Annotated in this window: 15 protein-coding genes; 10 read left to right on the top strand and 5 right to left on the bottom strand. The window is 65.2% G+C overall.

What is annotated here, in order from left to right:
- Window positions 1-164 precede the first annotated feature (164 nt).
- A complete protein-coding gene (lysM, locus tag V9K97_RS26305) occupies window positions 165-626 on the bottom strand; it encodes a peptidoglycan-binding protein LysM (protein WP_126749877.1) in 462 nt (153 codons plus the stop codon).
- A gap of 126 nt (window positions 627-752) precedes the next feature.
- On the opposite strand from lysM, the gene V9K97_RS26300 reads away from it, so the two are divergent.
- Entirely contained in the window at window positions 753-1,529 is a 777-nt protein-coding gene (locus V9K97_RS26300; protein ID WP_337298833.1) for a type III pantothenate kinase, read from the top strand.
- Between the two features lie 16 nt (window positions 1,530-1,545).
- Here V9K97_RS26300 and V9K97_RS26295 read toward each other — a convergent pair whose 3' ends face one another.
- From V9K97_RS26295 to V9K97_RS26285, 3 genes are read right to left on the bottom strand one after another with little or no spacing between them, the layout of a single operon-like run.
- A complete protein-coding gene (locus V9K97_RS26295; protein WP_337321720.1) occupies window positions 1,546-2,877 on the bottom strand; it encodes a serine hydrolase domain-containing protein in 1,332 nt (443 codons plus the stop codon).
- Between the two features lie 41 nt (window positions 2,878-2,918).
- Window positions 2,919-3,743: a crotonase/enoyl-CoA hydratase family protein gene (locus V9K97_RS26290; protein WP_258502738.1), complete on the bottom strand. Its 825-nt coding sequence runs from the start codon at window positions 3,741-3,743 to the stop codon at window positions 2,919-2,921.
- A gap of 34 nt (window positions 3,744-3,777) precedes the next feature.
- Window positions 3,778-4,626, bottom strand: a complete 849-nt coding sequence (locus V9K97_RS26285) for a 3-hydroxybutyryl-CoA dehydrogenase (protein WP_126749873.1) — start codon at window positions 4,624-4,626, stop codon at window positions 3,778-3,780.
- Window positions 4,627-4,809: 183 nt separating this feature from the next.
- On the opposite strand from V9K97_RS26285, the gene purT reads away from it, so the two are divergent.
- The 9 genes from purT (at window position 4,810) to V9K97_RS26240 (ending at window position 14,819) form a co-directional block, all read left to right on the top strand.
- Entirely contained in the window at window positions 4,810-6,012 is a 1,203-nt protein-coding gene (gene purT / locus V9K97_RS26280) for a formate-dependent phosphoribosylglycinamide formyltransferase (RefSeq protein WP_337321717.1), read from the top strand.
- Window positions 6,013-6,341: 329 nt separating this feature from the next.
- Complete coding sequence (locus V9K97_RS26275; protein ID WP_337321715.1) at window positions 6,342-7,169, top strand: AraC family transcriptional regulator; 828 nt, start codon at window positions 6,342-6,344, stop codon at window positions 7,167-7,169.
- Between the two features lie 18 nt (window positions 7,170-7,187).
- On the top strand, window positions 7,188-8,063 hold the full coding sequence (locus tag V9K97_RS26270) for a branched-chain amino acid ABC transporter permease (RefSeq protein WP_281146669.1): 876 nt from the start codon (window positions 7,188-7,190) through the stop codon (window positions 8,061-8,063).
- A gap of 6 nt (window positions 8,064-8,069) precedes the next feature.
- Window positions 8,070-9,146, top strand: coding sequence for a branched-chain amino acid ABC transporter permease (locus V9K97_RS26265; protein ID WP_337321713.1), 1,077 nt, complete (start codon window positions 8,070-8,072; stop codon window positions 9,144-9,146).
- Window positions 9,143-9,961, top strand: a complete 819-nt coding sequence (locus V9K97_RS26260) for an ABC transporter ATP-binding protein (protein ID WP_337321712.1) — start codon at window positions 9,143-9,145, stop codon at window positions 9,959-9,961. Before V9K97_RS26265 ends, V9K97_RS26260 begins: the two co-directional genes overlap by 4 nt.
- A 463-nt stretch (window positions 9,962-10,424) precedes the next feature.
- On the top strand, window positions 10,425-11,198 hold the full coding sequence (locus tag V9K97_RS26255; protein WP_337321710.1) for an ABC transporter ATP-binding protein: 774 nt from the start codon (window positions 10,425-10,427) through the stop codon (window positions 11,196-11,198).
- A gap of 4 nt (window positions 11,199-11,202) precedes the next feature.
- Complete coding sequence (locus V9K97_RS26250; protein ID WP_337321708.1) at window positions 11,203-13,083, top strand: AMP-dependent synthetase/ligase; 1,881 nt, start codon at window positions 11,203-11,205, stop codon at window positions 13,081-13,083.
- Between the two features lie 45 nt (window positions 13,084-13,128).
- Window positions 13,129-14,292 (top strand): ABC transporter substrate-binding protein, encoded by a 1,164-nt coding sequence (locus tag V9K97_RS26245; protein ID WP_337321706.1) that lies wholly within the window; start codon window positions 13,129-13,131, stop codon window positions 14,290-14,292.
- Window positions 14,293-14,357: 65 nt separating this feature from the next.
- Window positions 14,358-14,819 carry an EVE domain-containing protein gene (locus V9K97_RS26240; RefSeq protein WP_337321704.1) on the top strand — a complete coding sequence of 154 codons (462 nt, stop codon included), beginning with the start codon at window positions 14,358-14,360 and terminating at the stop codon, window positions 14,817-14,819.
- 5 nt (window positions 14,820-14,824) lie between these two features.
- Here V9K97_RS26240 and V9K97_RS26235 read toward each other — a convergent pair whose 3' ends face one another.
- On the bottom strand, window positions 14,825-15,478 hold the full coding sequence (locus V9K97_RS26235; RefSeq protein ID WP_015867683.1) for a MarC family protein: 654 nt from the start codon (window positions 15,476-15,478) through the stop codon (window positions 14,825-14,827).

Raw genomic sequence — 15,478 nt, 5'->3', positions numbered from 1 at the left:
CGCAGCGAAATAAAGGAGGAGGGCGAAGCCCGGGGGACATTCGCGGAGGGGAGTACCCGGTGGCCTTTGCACACGCCCTGAACAGCAGCACCAAAGAACAACAGCAGAAAAACAAAAGGCCCACCGTCTCCAGTGGGCCTTTCCATTGGTGAGCTGAATTCAGCTCAAAGCGCCGGAATGCGCAGCTTCTGCCCCGGATAGATCTTGTCCGGATGGCTCAGCATCGGCTTGTTGGCTTCGAAAATCGCGTTGTACTTGTTGGCATCGCCGTAGTACTTCTTCGAAATGGCCGAGAGCGTGTCGCCCTTCACCACATCGTGGTACTGCGCGGGCGCTGCCGCCGGTGCAACAAGGTTGTTGTCGACGCTCGTCACATTCGCGACGTTGCCTGCGGCAAGCCCGGCTTTTTCGCTCGCTTCCTGCGAAGGTGCCTGGCCGGCCAGCGTGACGACGCCCGTTGCGGCCGTGTAGGTCACTTCCAGGCCCGTGAGACCGAGATTTTGCGTCTCGATATAGGTCTTGATGGCAGCCGCGGCCTTGGTGTTCGCGTCCGGCTCGGCAGCTTGGGCCGATGAACCGCCGAACAGCTTTTCTCCTGCTTCCTTGATGAAACTCAGCAAACCCATGGGGTACTCCTTCTGCCGTGGTGATTGGGAATCGCGACTGTAACGGCGGCAAGTGACCATGGCGCGTAGTCCCTTGCCGCAAGTGCAAGCGGCGGTAAGCGACATAAAGTCGCAATAATCCCGCCCATGGCTTCCCCCTTCCTCGCGATCGACATCGGCAACACCCGCCTCAAATGGGCTCTCTACGATGCCGCGCATCCGGGAGCGGCGCTGCAGGCGCACGGGGCCGAGTTTCTCGACCACATCGAGCGCCTTGCCGAAGGCCCCTGGGCCAACCTGCCCGCGCCAAGCGCCATGCTGGGCTGCGTGGTGGCCGGCGATGCAGTGCGCCGCCGCGCCGAGGAGCAGATCGTCGAGCGCTTCGAGTGCGCGCCGCGCTGGGTGGTGGCGAGCGCGGCCGAGGCCGGCATCGTCAACGGCTACGACCATCCGACGCGGCTGGGCGCCGACCGCTGGGTCGCGATGATCGGCGCGCGCCACCGCATGCTGGGCACGGGGCCGGCGCGGCCGATGGTGGTGGTGATGATCGGCACGGCCGTCACGGTGGAGGCCATCGACGCCAGCGGCAAGTTCCTGGGCGGGTTGATCCTGCCGGGCCATGGCATCATGCTGCGCGCGCTCGAATCAGGCACGGCCGGGCTGCACGTGCCCACGGGTGAGGTACGCGAATTTCCCACCAACACCAGCGACGCGCTCACCAGCGGCGGTACTTATGCCATTGCCGGTGCGGTGGAGCGCATGGTGCAGCACGTGCGCTCGCACTGCGGCGCCGAGCCGGCCTGCTACATGACAGGCGGCGCGGGCTGGAAGATGGCGCCCGTCATGAATGGGGACTTCGAACTCGTCGAAAGCCTGATCATGGACGGCCTGCTGGTCATTGCCCGCGAGCGGGACGGCGGCTGAGCTTTTTCTAAAGAACTCAGGGGCGCATCAGCGCTTCAGCTACCGCCTGGAACGCGGGCAGCGTGAGCGGATCGTTCCCCGCATTGGCCGCCACCGGGTGCGCGGCGTAGCGCACGATCACCATCTCGGCCTTCGGGTCGACATAGATGCTCTGCCCGTGGATGCCGCGCGCCATGTAGGCACTGTGCGGGTTGTTCGTCACCCACCACATGTTGCGGTACGACCAGCCTGGCAGCAGCGCGTAGCCGGCCTTGGCGAACTTGGCCGCATCGCCGCCGCGCTGGATGTCTTCGACCACGGCTTTCGGAATGGCCTGCTGCCCGTTGGTCGCACGGCCGCCGTTGCGCATGGTCTCGCCAAAGCGCGCCAGGTCGCGCAGCACCGTGTTGAGCCCGCCGCCGCCCGATTCGGTGCCGATGCGGTCGACCATGAAATAGGCGTCCTGCTCGGCGCCGATGCGGCGCCAGATCTTCTCGCTCAGCAAGTCGGCGAGCGACTGGTTGCTGACGCGGCGCAGGATCCAGGCGAGCACCTCGGCGTTCACCGTCTTGTACGCAAAGGCGGCGTCATGAGCGCCTTCCTTCTGCAGCGTGGCGAGGAATTCGTAGAACGACTTCGGGCCCGTGTAGTTCGGGCCTTGGGTCAGCATGCCGCCGGCGCGCGCATAGTCCCAGACCTCGGCCTTCGGGTCTGCGTAGTTCTCGGAGTAGCGCACGCCGATGGTCATGTCCATCACCTGGCGCACCGTGGCGTCGCCGTACGCCGTGTCCTTCAGTTCAGGCAGGTATTTGGTGACGGGTGCCGCAGGGTCGAGCTTGCCTTCGTCCGCCAGGATGGCCGCCAGCGTGCCCACGAAGGACTTGGTGACCGACATCGCGATGTGCGGCCGCTCCGGCGTGAGCGCGCCGAAGTACTTCTCGTAGACCACGCGGCCACGGTGCATCACCAGGATGCCGTCGGTGTAGGTGCGCGGAATCATCTGCGCAAAGGTCACGGTCTCGCCGGTACTCCCCAGGGGCTTGAACGTGACGGCTTCGATGTCGGTGCGCGGCGCCGCCGGCAACGGGCTGGGCGCGCCGCTGCCGCGCCACACATTGGCGGTGGGCACGGTTTCTCGCACGTGCGAAAAGCTCCAGCGCGTGCGCGGAAACACGCCGCCGACGGGGTTGTCGAAGGTGATCAGCTTGTCGGGCGGCGGCGGAAAGCCCTTCATCCAGCCCATGGCCTCGACCGAAGTGGCCGCCGGATCGGGAGGCGCGGCGGGCGCGGGCGTCTGGGCGTTCGAAGAGGTGTTCACGGCAATCAGTGTGAAGGCGGCGACGAGCGCCGTGCGTTGGAAAAAGGACATGGGCTTCGTGGCTCCGGTGGGATTCATCTTCAACTTGCTCGTCAGCGGCCGCTGAAGCGCGCCGGCCGGCGCTCGACGAACGAACGCACGCCTTCGGCCGCATCTTCGCTGTTCGACAGGCGCTTCTGCGTTTCGATGAATTCCGACACGGCCGCGAGCGGCCCTTGCTCGACAGCCTTGATCACATTGAGCCGGGTGGCCACCACGGCCAGTGGCGCTTGCGCCGCGATGCGCTGCGCAATGGCCAGCGCCGTGTCGAGCTCCTGCCCGGCGGGCACCACCTTCTGCACGAAGTTGAGGCGATAGGCCTCGGCGCTGTCGAACTCGTCGGCCGTGAGCAGGTGCAGCATCGCGTTGCCCACGCCCGCGCGCTCGGCCATGCGCAGCGTGGCGCCGCCCGTGGCCATGATGCCGCGCTGCACTTCCATCTGCGAGAAGCGGCAGTTGTCGGCCGCCACCACGATGTCGGCGCCCAGCATCAGCTCGATGCCGACCGTGAAGCAGATGCCCTTCACCGCCACCACCATCGGCTTGGTGCGGCGGCGGTAGCCGGGCAGGCCGAAATCGTGCGGCTCCACCAACCCGGCCGGAATCGCCTTTTCGCCACGCTTCATGTACTCGGTGACCGCAGGCAGGTCCAGGCCCGCGGTGAAGTGGTCGCCAAAGGCATGCAGCACGCCCACGCGCAGGTCGGGGTCGTCGTCCAGCCGGGTGTAGGCCTCGGCCAGCTGCTTGAACATTGGCGGCGTCCAGCCGTTGCGCTTGGCGGGGCGGTTGATGCCGATCAGCAGCACGTGGTCGATGACTTGCGTGTCGATGCAGCCTTCGGCGGGCGGGGCGGTTGGGGTGATGGGCGTGGCGGTCATGGCGTTTGTCTCCTTGTTTTTGTTGTTGCCGCGCTTAGTAGGTGTAGACGCCGCGCCCGGTCTTGCGCCCGAGCTGGCCGGCCGCGACCATCTCCTTCAGCAGCGGGCAGGGTCGGTACTTGGAATCGCCGAACTGCTCGAGGTAGACCTCCATCACAGCCAGGCACACATCCAGGCCGATCATGTCGGCCAGCGCCAGCGGGCCGATCGGCTGGTTGCAGCCCAGCTTCATGCCGGCGTCGATGTCTTCGGCGGTGGCAATGCCTTCGGACAGCACGAAGAACGCCTCGTTGATCATCGGCACCAGGATGCGGTTGACCACGAAGCCCGGCGCGTTCTTCACCGTGATGGGCGACTTGCCCAGCTTCTCGGCCAGCGCCTTCACGGCGTCGTGCGTGGCGTCGCTCGTCAGATAGCCGCGGATCAGCTCCACCAGCGCCATCATCGGCACCGGGTTGAAAAAGTGCATGCCGATGAAGCGGTCGGCGCGCGAGGTGGCGGCCGCGAGCTGGGTGATGGAGATCGACGAGGTGTTCGACGCGATGATCACCTCGGGTGCCAGCAGCTCGTCGACCTGCTTCAGGATCTTGAGCTTGAGCGCATGGTTCTCGGTGGCGGCTTCGATCACGAGCTGCGCGCTCTTCAGGTCGTCGTAGTTGGTCGAGCCCTTGATCAGCGCGAGCGCCGCGGTCTTCTGCTCGGCCGTGAGCTTTTCTTTCTTGATCAGGCGGTCGAGGCTGCCCGAGACAGTGGCCAGGCCCTTGTCGACCGCCGCCTGGGCAATGTCGACCATCACCACATTGACACCGGCCACCGCACAAGCTTGCGCAATGCCATTGCCCATCGTTCCGGCGCCGATGATGCCGACGGTCTGGATCGTCATGAGAAAACTCCTTGAATAAAGAAAAACGGGATAAGGGGCGCGTGGCGCGAAGGCGGCCACGTTGCAGGAGATCGATTGTGAAGCAGCCCCGCCAGGCTGCTGTTGCCGCGAGTGACACGGCCGCCACCGGGTGGCTTACAGTGCGGCCATCGTTTTTTTCTCTTCTCTTTTTCGACCCCGACCATGACCACCCTCGGCACCCCTCTTTCCCCTTCCGCCACCCGCGTGATGCTGCTCGGCTCCGGCGAGCTCGGCAAGGAGGTGCTGATCGCCCTGCAGCGCCTCGGCGTCGAAACCATTGCGGTCGACCGTTACGAGAACGCGCCCGGCCAGCAGGTGGCGCACCATGCGCGCACCATCACCATGAGCGACCCCGAGCAACTCAAGGCGCTGATCGAAGCCGAGAAGCCCATGCTCGTGGTGCCCGAGATCGAGGCCATTGCCACGCCAATGCTGCAGCAGCTCGAAGACGCGGGCGTGGTGCGCGTGATTCCAACTGCGCGCGCCGCGCGCCTCACGATGGACCGCGAAGGCATCCGCCGGCTTGCCGCCGAAACGCTGGGCGTGCCCACCAGCCCCTACAAGTTCTGCGACTCGCTGGCCGAGCTGCAGGCGGCCATCGACGCCGGCATTGGGTACCCTTGCATCGTCAAGCCCGTGATGAGCAGCTCCGGCAAGGGCCAGAGCAAGATCGACGGCCCGGCCGACGTGCAGAAGGCGTGGGACTACGCCATGGCCGGCGGCCGAGTGAGCCATGGCCGCGTCATCGTCGAAGGCTTCATCGACTTCGACTACGAGATCACGCTGCTCACCGTGCGCGCCAAGGACGCGGCCGGCGCGGTGCAGACCCAGTTCTGCGAACCCATCGGCCATGTGCAGGTGAGCGGCGACTATGTTGAAAGCTGGCAGCCGCACCCCATGGCACCTGCCGCGCTGCAGAAGGCGCAGCAGATCGCGCAGGCCGTCACGGCTGACCTCGGCGGCCAGGGCCTCTTCGGCGTCGAGCTGTTCGTGAAGGGCGAAGAGGTCTGGTTCAGCGAAGTGAGCCCGCGTCCGCACGACACCGGCATGGTGACCATGGCTACCCAGTGGCAGAACGAGTTCGAGCTGCATGCGCGCGCGATCCTCGGCTTGCCGGTGGACACCTCGCTCAAGAGCCCGGGCGCCAGCGCGGTGATCTACGGCGGTGTCGACGCCACCGGCATTGCGTTCGACGGCGTGGCCGAGGCGCTGCAGGTGCCCGGCAGCGACATCCGGCTGTTCGGCAAGCCCGAGAGCTTTGCCAAGCGCCGCATGGGCGTGGCCCTCGCGCATGCGGGCGATGTGGACACCGCGCGCGTCAACGCGAAGGAAGCCGCCTCGCGCGTGAAGCCGCGCAAGGCCTGAGCGGCCCGCGCAAGCAGGCAAGCACAGCCAGTTTTCGCAAGCCGGGCCGGAGGCGCGAAGGCATCGTGCAAAGGAGACCGGGCGAACGCCGCCCGGCCCACCGGAGACACCATGCCGCACCCCCAGGCCCGCGCCCTGTTCGAAGGCGCCCAGCGCACCGCTGCGCAACCCGACGCATTGCCGAACGCCGGAACGCGCCGGGCGTTCGCATGAGCCTAGGGAAAGTCCCCGCGCAAATGCATGCCGCGCAGCAGGCCCTCGCCGCTACGATCCTGCCAACGCAGCGCTGGCCATCGGCCGGCCGCGGCCCGATGCAGGAGACAGACAGCATGCAGCGATCGAACACGACGTTGCCAGGCAGCGGCGCCGGGCAGCGCGGAGAGCGCCTGATGTGGCTCACGCACCAGCGCGTGTTCTATGCAGGGCTGCTCGGGGCCGCAGCCGAACGCACCATGGGCGGGTACGGCGTGTATGTGTCGCCCGCGGGCGCACCGCCCAACCGCCTGCGCATCGGCGGCGGCGCATGGCAAACGGGCGCGCTGTTCGTGGTGCCCCCGCAGGTGCCGCACCGCGTTGAAAGCACACACCCGCTCATCTTCAATCTGCTGATCGAATCGGAGTCGGTCGATCCCTCTCGCCTGCCCGGTTACCTGCAGCACTGCGGCCCGGTCGATGCGCCCGCGTTCGTGCAGCGCATGCGCGATGCGCACACCCATCTGCTTGCGCTCTCGGGGCGCCAGAGCTTCGAAGGGGTGGAGTTCGATCGCCTGTTCTTCGGCGAGGACCTGGCACCGCGCGCACTCGATCCGCGCATCCGCAAGGTCATCGATGCCATCAACGCCGACCCGGCCGCGCCCACTTCGGCCGAAGACTGCGCGGCTTCGGTGCACCTGTCTTTCTCGCGCTTTCTGCACTTGTTCAAGCAGGAAACGGGCACGGCGTTTCGCGCCTTCCGCGCCTGGAAGCGCGCGCGGAGCCTGCTGCGCTACGTGCGCCAGACCAGCACGCTGACCGACATTGCGCTGGACACTGGCTACCCCGATTCGACGCACTTCAGCCATTCGATCCGCCAGGTCTACGGGCTCAAGCCCAGCGACATCGTGGCCGGCTCGCGCCGCCTGGCGCTGCACGACGCGGCCGGCGGCTACCGGCAGTAGCGCAAAAGAAGAGGCCGCATGCAAATACTCCAGCTCCTGCTGTCGGGCATTGCGCAAGGCTGCATCTATGGGCTGATTGCGCTGGGCTTCGTGCTCATCTACAAGGCCACCGAAACCGTGAGTTTTGCGCAGGGCGACCTGATGATGCTCGGAGCCTTCGGTGCGTTTGCCGGCATGTCGCTGTTCGGCATGCCGTTCTGGCTTGCGGCGGTGCTGGCGCTGGTGGCCATGGCGGCTTTCGGCGTGCTGCTCGAACTGGTGGTGATTCGCCCCATCCTCGGGCAGCCGCAGTTCTCCATCGTGATGCTGACCATCGGCATTGCGTACGTGGCGCGCGGGCTCATCACCATGGTGCCGGGCATCGGCACCGACACCCACACGCTCGCCGTTCCGTACAAGGACCAGATATGGAAGGTGGGCGAGCTGGTGGTCAACCTGGAGCAGCTCGCCATCATCATTGCCACTGCCATCCTCTGCGGGCTGCTGTTTGCGATGTTCCGCTACAGCAAGCTGGGCATTGCGATGCAGGCCTCTTCGCAGAACCAGCTCGCGGCCTATTACATGGGCATTCCGGTGAAGCGGCTCAACGGGCTGGTGTGGGGCCTGGCGGCGGCGGTGGCGGCCATTGCCGGCATGCTGCTCGCGCCCATTACCTTCGTGCACGCGAACATGGGCTTCATCGGGCTCAAGGCTTTTCCGGCCGCGGTGGTGGGCGGATTCGGCAGCCTGCCGGGCGCCATCGTCGGCGGGCTGGTGATCGGCATCGTCGAATCGTTCGCCGGGTTCTACCTGCCCGATGGGTTCAAGGACACGGCACCGTACATCGTCGTGCTGCTGATGCTCATGATCAAGCCCAACGGCCTGTTCGGCGAGAAGCTGCGCAAGAAGGTCTAGCTCGATATGCGCTTCATCTTCAAGACCAGCTACGACCAGGACATCCGCCTTGCGCGACACGGTGGCCAGGTGTTCTGGTACGGCCTGCTGGTCGCTTTCCTGCTTGTTGCCCCGTGGGTGATCGACGAGTACTGGCTCGCGCAGCTGACCTTCGTGATGATCTACGGCATCGTCGGATTGGGGCTGATGCTGCTCGCCGGCTTCACAGGGCAGTTTTCCATCGGGCATGCGGCCTTTCTCGGGGCGGGTGCGTACACGCAGGGCGTGCTGACCAACATGGGGGTTCCGTTCCCGATTGCGCTGCTCGCGGCCGCGGCGCTCTCGGCGGCGGTGGGCGTGGTGGTGGCCTTGCCGGCCTTGCGCGTGAAGGGCATCTACCTTGGCATTGCGACGCTGTCGTTCGGCTTCATCGTCGAGGAAGTGTTCGCGCGCTGGGAAAGCGTGACCGGCGGCAACGCGGGGCTGCACGTGAAGTCGCCGCAGCTCTTCGGCTGGTCGCTCGGGTCGGGCAACGGCTTCTACTTTCTGTGCCTGGTGGTGGCGGTGCTCAGCACACTGGGCATCCTGAACCTGCTGCGCTCGCCGACCGGGCGCGCCTTCGTTGCCATTCGCGATTCGGAAATCTCGGCGCAGAGCATGGGCATTCACCTGGCGCGCTACAAGACGATGTCGTTCGCGATTTCGGCCGCGCTCGCGGGTCTGGGCGGCGCGCTGTATGCGCACAAGCTGAGCTTCATCTCGCCGGACCAGTTCAACATCCTGCAGTCGATCGACTTGCTGCTGATGGTGGTGATCGGTGGCCTGGGCTCGGTGCATGGTGCGTTCCTGGGCGCGATCTTCCTGATTGCGATGCCGCAGCTGATCTCGATGGGCAAGGACTGGCTGCCGGCCGTGGTCGGCCAGGCGCCGGGACTGCAGGGGCTGGTGTACGGCGTGGTGCTGATCGCGTTCGTGCTGTTCGAGCCGTTGGGCCTGTATGGCCGGTGGCTGAAGATCCGCACCTGGCTGCAGCTCTTTCCGTTCTACCGCCGGGGCTTGTTCAAGCGGCAGAAGTCGTTCACCAAATCGGACCGGTTGAGATGAGCGGCGACATCCTTCTCTCCGCCAAGGACCTGAGCGTGCGCTTCGGCGGCGTGCTCGCGGTCAACAAGGTGAGTTTCGATGTGCGGCGCGGCGAGGTGTTCACGCTGATCGGCCCGAACGGCGCGGGCAAGACGACGGTGTTCAACCTGATCAGCCGCATCTACACGCCGACCATGGGCGAGATCACATGGCATGGCGAGGCCTCGGGGCCGCTGGCCCTGACGCATCAGGCGCCACACGCGATTGCCGCGCTCGGCATTGCGCGCACTTTCCAGAACATCGAACTCTTCGAGCACGCGACTGTCTTGCACAACCTGCTGATCGGCCGTCACACGCATCGGCAAACAGGTTTCTGGAGCGAGATATTCTTTACACCGGCCACGCGGCGTGCCGAGATTGCGGCGCGCGAAAAGGCGGAGCAGGTGATCGACCTGCTGGACTTGCAGCATCACCGCGATTCGATGGTGGCCGGTTTGCCTTACGGCGTGCGCAAGGTGGTGGAGCTGGCGCGCGCGCTGTGCACTGAGCCGAAGCTGCTGTTGCTCGATGAGCCTTCTTCAGGGCTCAATGTGGAAGAAACGGCGGACATGGCGTTCTGGATTCAGGATATTCAGCATGAACTGGGTGTTTCAGTGCTGATGGTGGAGCACGACATGTCTTTGGTGTCGAAGGTGTCGGATCGCGTGCTGGCCATGAACATGGGAGAGGTGCTGGCGACCGGCACGCCGCGCGAGGTGCAGGCTGATTCGCGGGTTATTGAGGCCTACCTCGGGACTGTGGATGACGTGAGCAGTTTGAGGAGGGTGGCGGCATGAGCGTCTTGTCCGCTGCTTCGTTGGAGACGCCCGGTATGCGGTGCGGCGCGGTCGCCCCCACTATGCCGGCCGCTTCGCGGCTCCCCTGCGGTGCTCGCGTTTCGCGGGGTCTCGCAGAACTCGCTGCGCTCAAACAGCTGCGAGCCCTTGTCCGCGAAACGCTGCGCTCCTCGGCGGCACAGAGGGGGAGCCCACCCCGTACCGCACACCAGGCTTCCGGGTGGAGGAACGACCCTGAGCGTGCCCACGGCGTTGGGGCCCCTGCCCCGGGCGGGCCGTTGAGGCGCCGCCGAGCAGCGGAGCGACAGGCGGATCAGGGCTCGCAGCTGTTTGAGCGAAGCGAGTTCTGCGAGACCCCGCCTGTCGTGAGCAGCGCAGGGCAGCCCGAAGGGCCGGTGACGTCGGCCCGCCGGGGGCAGGGGCCCCAACGCCGTTCCCCGCCCGAAGCACGAGGGGCAACGCCATGACCGACGTCGTCCTCCAACTGCTCAACGTCGAAAGCGCTTACGGCCCCATCAAGGCAATCCGTGGCGTGAGCCTGAAAGTCAGGCAAGGCGAAATAGTGACCGTCCTGGGTTCGAACGGCGCCGGAAAAACAACCATCCTGAAAACGATCTCAGGAATCATCGATCCCAGAAAAGGCAGCATCGAATTCCAGGGCAAGAACATCACCGCCAAGGACCCGGCGCACATCGTGCAGCAGGGCCTGAGCCACGTGCCCGAAGGCCGCGAGGTGTTTCCGCTGCTCTCGGTGAAGGACAACCTGCTGATGGGGGCCTACACCCGCAAGGACCGCGACGGCGTGGCGCGGGACATAGAAAGCGTCTACAGCTACTTTCCCATTTTGCGGGAACGCGCCACGCAGGACGCCGGCCTGCTCTCCGGCGGCCAGCAGCAGATGCTCGCCATCTCGCGCGCCATCATGGCCGCGCCGCACCTCATCCTGCTCGATGAACCCAGCCTTGGCCTCAGCCCCAAGCTGACGAAAGAGATCTTCGAGATCGTCGTACGCATCAATCGCGAACGCGGCACCACCATCTTGCTGGTCGAACAGAACGCCAACATGGCGCTCAACGCCTCCGACCATGGCTACGTGCTCGAGAACGGCCGCATCGTCATGGAAGACACCTGCGAGCGTCTGCGCGAGAAGGAGGACATCAAGGAGTTTTATCTCGGCGTGAAGGACGACGGCGTGCGCGGCGAGCGGCGCTGGAAAAAGAAGAAGACCTGGAGATGACGGCATGAGCACAACTGCCTTGCGCGCTCCGGCCGGCCTATGGGACCTGGCGCACCTGCAGCCGAAGCCCGGCATCGTGGTGCCCGGCGAGACCATTCCCGCCGTGTTCTGGAAGGCCGTGGAATTGCGGGCCGACAAAGTGTGGATGCGGCAGAAGGAATTCGGCATCTGGCGCGCCTGGACCTGGCGGCAAACCGCCGAGGCCGTGCGCGAGATTGCGGGCGGCCTGCTGGCGCTGGGCTTTGGCCAGGGCGAGTGCGCCTCGATTCTTGCCAATACCGTCATCGAATGGGTGCTGTGCGACATTGCCGTGCTCAGCTGTGGCGGCGTGTCGAACGGCATCTACCCCACCGACGCGGCTTCGCAAGTGCACTATCTTTGCGAAGACTCCCGCACCACGGTGCTCTTCGTGGAAGACGACGAGCAACTGGACAAGGCGCTCGAAGTGCGTGCGCGATTGCCCATGCTGCGCAAGATTGTCGTTTTCAACATGGAGGGCCTGCGCGACCTCGACGACCCCGGCGTCATCAGCCTCGACGCTTTGCGCATGCTCGGCCGTGAATACCTGCAGGCCCATCCGCAGGCGCTGGAGCAGCGCATTGCCGCCTGCCGTCCCGAAGACCTGGCCATCCTCGTCTATACCTCGGGCACCACCGGCAAGCCCAAGGGCGCCATGCACAGCCACCGCGGGCTGGTGTACACCATGCGCGGCTACAACTCCCTGCTGGCGCAGGGCGAGGGCGACGAGCGCATGTGCTTCCTGCCGCTGTGCCACATTGCCGAGCGCATGGGCGGCGAATACTTCGCGATGTACACCGGCTCGATCCTCAACTTCGTCGAGAACCCCGAGACGGTGCCCGAGAACGTGCGCGAGATTTCGCCCACCGTGTTCACCGCCGTGCCGCGCGTGTGGGAGAAGTTCTATTCGGGCGTGATGATCGCGCTGAAGGAGGCGAGCCGGCTGCAGCAGGCCGCCTACGGCTGGAGCATTGGCGTGGGCCGGCAGATTGCCGAGCGCGTGCTGCAGGGCCAGCCCGTGGGCGCGGGGCTGCGCCTCAAGTTCCGCGTGGCGCGCTGGCTGGCGCTCAACAATGTGCGCAAGCTCATCGGGATTCACCGCGCGCGTTTTCTGGTTACCGGCGCGGCGCCGATTTCGCCCGACCTTGTGCGCTGGTACCTCGCTCTTGGAGTACCCATGCTGGAGGTGTGGGGCATGACGGAGTCTTGTGGCGCCTCCACCGGCGTGCCGCCGTCGCGCATCATGCCGGGCTCGATCGGGCCGGCCACCAGCTACAACGAAGTTCGGCTCGACCCGCAGACCGGCGAAATCCTGGTGCGCGGTCCCAACGTCTTCATGGGTTACCTCAACCTGCCGGAGAAAACGGCCGAAACCATCGACGCCGACGGCTGGCTGCACACCGGCGACGTGGGAACAGTCGACGCGGGAGGGTATTTCCGCATCACCGACCGCATGAAGGACATCATCATCACGGCAGGTGGAAAGAACATCACGCCGAGCGAGCTGGAGAACGAGCTCAAGTTCAGCCCCTACATCACCGACGCAGTGGTGATCGGCGACAAGAGACCTTACCTGACGGTGATCGTCATGATCGACCAGGAGAACGTCGAAAAGTTTGCGCAGGACCACGATGTGCCGTTCAGCAACTACGAAAGCCTGACGCGTGCGCAAGAGGTGCTGGACCTGATCCAGGGCGAGATCGATCGCGTCAACGCGAAGTTTGCGCGGGTCGAGCAGATCAAGAAGTTCTTCCTGCTCGAAACGCAGTTGAGTGCCGAGGACGAAGAGCTCACGCCGACGATGAAGCTCAAGCGGAAACTGGTGCAGGCCAAGTACGCCGAGCGCATCGAGGCGATGTATCGCTGACGGACATTGCCGAACCGTTTTTTGTCAACCCGAGGAGACAACCCCATGAAGCTCAAGACAGTGACGACTCTGGCCGTGCTGGGCCTGATCGCGACGTTCGCGTCCGCGCAGCAACAGGGCGTGAGCAAGGACGAGATCCGGATCGGCACGATCCAGGACTTGTCGGGGCCGCTCGCGGGCTTCGGCAAGCAGGCGCGCAACGGCATGCAGCTGCGCGTGGACGAACTCAACGAGCAGGGCAACATCAACGGCCGCAAGCTCAAGCTCTTCGTCGAGGACTCGGGCTACGACCCGAAGAAGGCCGTGCTCGCGGCGCAGAAGCTGGTCAACCAGGAAAAGATCTTCATCATGGCCGGCCACATCGGCACGGCGCAGAACATGGCGGCCATGCCGGTGCAGTTCGAGAAGAACGTCGTCAACTTCATGCCCATTACTGCGGCGCGCGAGATGTACGACCCGCTGCACCGCCTGAAGTATTCGTTCGCGGCCACCTACTACGACCAGATCCGCTTGGCGCTGCCCAAGATGATCAAGGAGAAGGGCGCGAAGAAGGTCTGCACCATCTACCAGGACGACGAGTTCGGGCTCGAAGTGCAGCGCGGTGCGGAGGCGGGCCTGAAAACGGCGGGTATGGAACTGGCCGAGAAAACCTCGTTCAAGCGCGGCGCCACCGACTTCAGTTCGCAGGTCGCAAAAATGAAGGCTGCCAACTGCGACCTGGTGGTGCTCGGCACCATCATCCGCGAGACCATCGGCACCGTGGGCGAGGCGCGCAAGACCGGCTTCAACCCGACCTTCCTGGGTTCGAGCGCGGCGTATACCGACCTGATTCACAAGCTGGGCGGCAAGGCGATGGACGGCATCTACGCCACCATGACGGTGCAGAACCCGTACACCGACGAGCAGTCGCAGCCGCTGCGCTTCTGGGCCAACAAGTACAAGACCAAGTTCAACGAAGACCCGACGGTGTTCTCGGTGTATGGCTACGTGATCATCGATTCGTTCATCAAGGCGGCGCAAAAGGCCGGCCCCGGCCTTTCGACCGACAGCTTCATCAAGGCCATGGACAGCATGACCTTCGAGCCCGACATGTTCGGCAGCGCGAAGAGCACCTACACCGCCACCAAGCGTCTGGGCAACGACCAATCGCGCCTGTCGCAGATCAAGGACGGCAAGTGGGTGGTGGTTTCTGATTACGTGACGCCGTAAGCAGCGCTCGCCAGTACCGGGGAGGGCGGCTATATTCGCTCGCGAAACTCCCTCGCGAGATTGCCATGCCCCAGTACTGGTTGATGAAATCCGAGCCCGACGAGGTCTCGATCGACGACGCGCTCGCCGCGCCCAACGCCACGGTGGCGTGGACCGGCGTGCGCAACTATCAGGCACGCAACTTCATGCGCGACGGTATGAAGGTCGGCGACGGCGTGCTGTTCTATCACTCGAGCTGCCCGGAGCCCGGCATCGCGGGCATTGCGCGCGTGGCCTCGGGCATCAAGCCCGACCCGACACAGTTCGACCCGAAGTCTCCGTACTACGACGCGGCCTCGAAGAAGGAAGACCCGCGCTGGCTGCTGGTCGACGTGCAGGCGGTGCGCAAGACGCGACTGTTGGCACTGCCCGAGTTGCGCGCCAAGCCCGAGCTGGCCGAACTGGTCGTGCTGCGCAAGGGCAACCGGCTGTCGATCACGCCGGTCGATCCCGCGCATTGGCGGGTCATCGAGAAGATGCTGGGCTGAACCGGTCAGCCCACGCGCTGAAGAATGGGAAACAGCTTGCCGAGGCCGTCGGCCATCACCTCCACCGCGAGCGCGGCGAGGATCAGGCCCATGAGCCGCGTCATGATGTTGATGCCGGTCTTGCCCAGCACACGGGCAATCGGCTGTGCAAGCGAGAACGCCAGCGCAGTGGCCAGTGCCACCACCACACCGTAGCCGACCAGCAAGCCGAGCTCCCACAGGTGCTGCGTCTTGTCGGCGTAGATCACCACCGTGGATATGGTGGCCGGCCCGGTGAGCAGCGGAATGGTGAGCGGCACCACCGCGATGGACGCGCCCATGGAGGCCTTTACCTCGGTGGCGCGCAGCTCTTCGACGTTGGTCTTGCTCTCCGCCGGCTTGGCATTGAGCATCGACAGCGAGCTCATGAGCAGCAGCAGGCCGCCGCCCACCTGGAAGCTGGCAATCGAAATGCCGAAGAACGCCAGCAGCTGCAGCCCGATCAGCGCGCTGACCGCAATGACCACGAAGGCGCTGAAGGCCGACATGCGCACCGTGTGCCGCCGCTGCGCATCCGAATACCCCTGCGTGTAGTGGATGAAGAAGGGCACGATAGCCAGCGGGTTGACGATGGCCACCAGCGTAACCAGCGGCTTGATCAAGTCCATCGAGGTGCTCAT

It is taken from the genome of Variovorax sp. CCNWLW186, assembly GCF_037203865.1.
GTDB lineage: Bacteria > Pseudomonadota > Gammaproteobacteria > Burkholderiales > Burkholderiaceae_C > Variovorax.
Note: the sequence above shows the minus strand (reverse complement) of the source record. Positions and strands in the feature narration are given on the sequence as shown.

Coding starts and splice junctions, on each gene's coding strand:
- V9K97_RS26295 (WP_337321720.1), bottom strand. CDS start 2,877: ATGTCCTTTTTCCAACGCACGGCGCTCGTCGCCGCCTTCACACTGATT.
- V9K97_RS26260 (WP_337321712.1), top strand. CDS start 9,143: ATGAGCGGCGACATCCTTCTCTCCGCCAAGGACCTGAGCGTGCGCTTC.
- V9K97_RS26255 (WP_337321710.1), top strand. CDS start 10,425: ATGACCGACGTCGTCCTCCAACTGCTCAACGTCGAAAGCGCTTACGGC.
- V9K97_RS26245 (WP_337321706.1), top strand. CDS start 13,129: ATGAAGCTCAAGACAGTGACGACTCTGGCCGTGCTGGGCCTGATCGCG.
- lysM (WP_126749877.1), bottom strand. CDS start 626: ATGGGTTTGCTGAGTTTCATCAAGGAAGCAGGAGAAAAGCTGTTCGGC.
- V9K97_RS26275 (WP_337321715.1), top strand. CDS start 6,342: ATGCAGCGATCGAACACGACGTTGCCAGGCAGCGGCGCCGGGCAGCGC.
- V9K97_RS26285 (WP_126749873.1), bottom strand. CDS start 4,626: ATGACGATCCAGACCGTCGGCATCATCGGCGCCGGAACGATGGGCAAT.
- V9K97_RS26240 (WP_337321704.1), top strand. CDS start 14,358: ATGCCCCAGTACTGGTTGATGAAATCCGAGCCCGACGAGGTCTCGATC.
- V9K97_RS26235 (WP_015867683.1), bottom strand. CDS start 15,478: ATGAGCACCTCGATGGACTTGATCAAGCCGCTGGTTACGCTGGTGGCC.
- V9K97_RS26250 (WP_337321708.1), top strand. CDS start 11,203: ATGAGCACAACTGCCTTGCGCGCTCCGGCCGGCCTATGGGACCTGGCG.
- purT (WP_337321717.1), top strand. CDS start 4,810: ATGACCACCCTCGGCACCCCTCTTTCCCCTTCCGCCACCCGCGTGATG.
- V9K97_RS26290 (WP_258502738.1), bottom strand. CDS start 3,743: ATGACCGCCACGCCCATCACCCCAACCGCCCCGCCCGCCGAAGGCTGC.
- V9K97_RS26265 (WP_337321713.1), top strand. CDS start 8,070: ATGCGCTTCATCTTCAAGACCAGCTACGACCAGGACATCCGCCTTGCG.
- V9K97_RS26300 (WP_337298833.1), top strand. CDS start 753: ATGGCTTCCCCCTTCCTCGCGATCGACATCGGCAACACCCGCCTCAAA.
- V9K97_RS26270 (WP_281146669.1), top strand. CDS start 7,188: ATGCAAATACTCCAGCTCCTGCTGTCGGGCATTGCGCAAGGCTGCATC.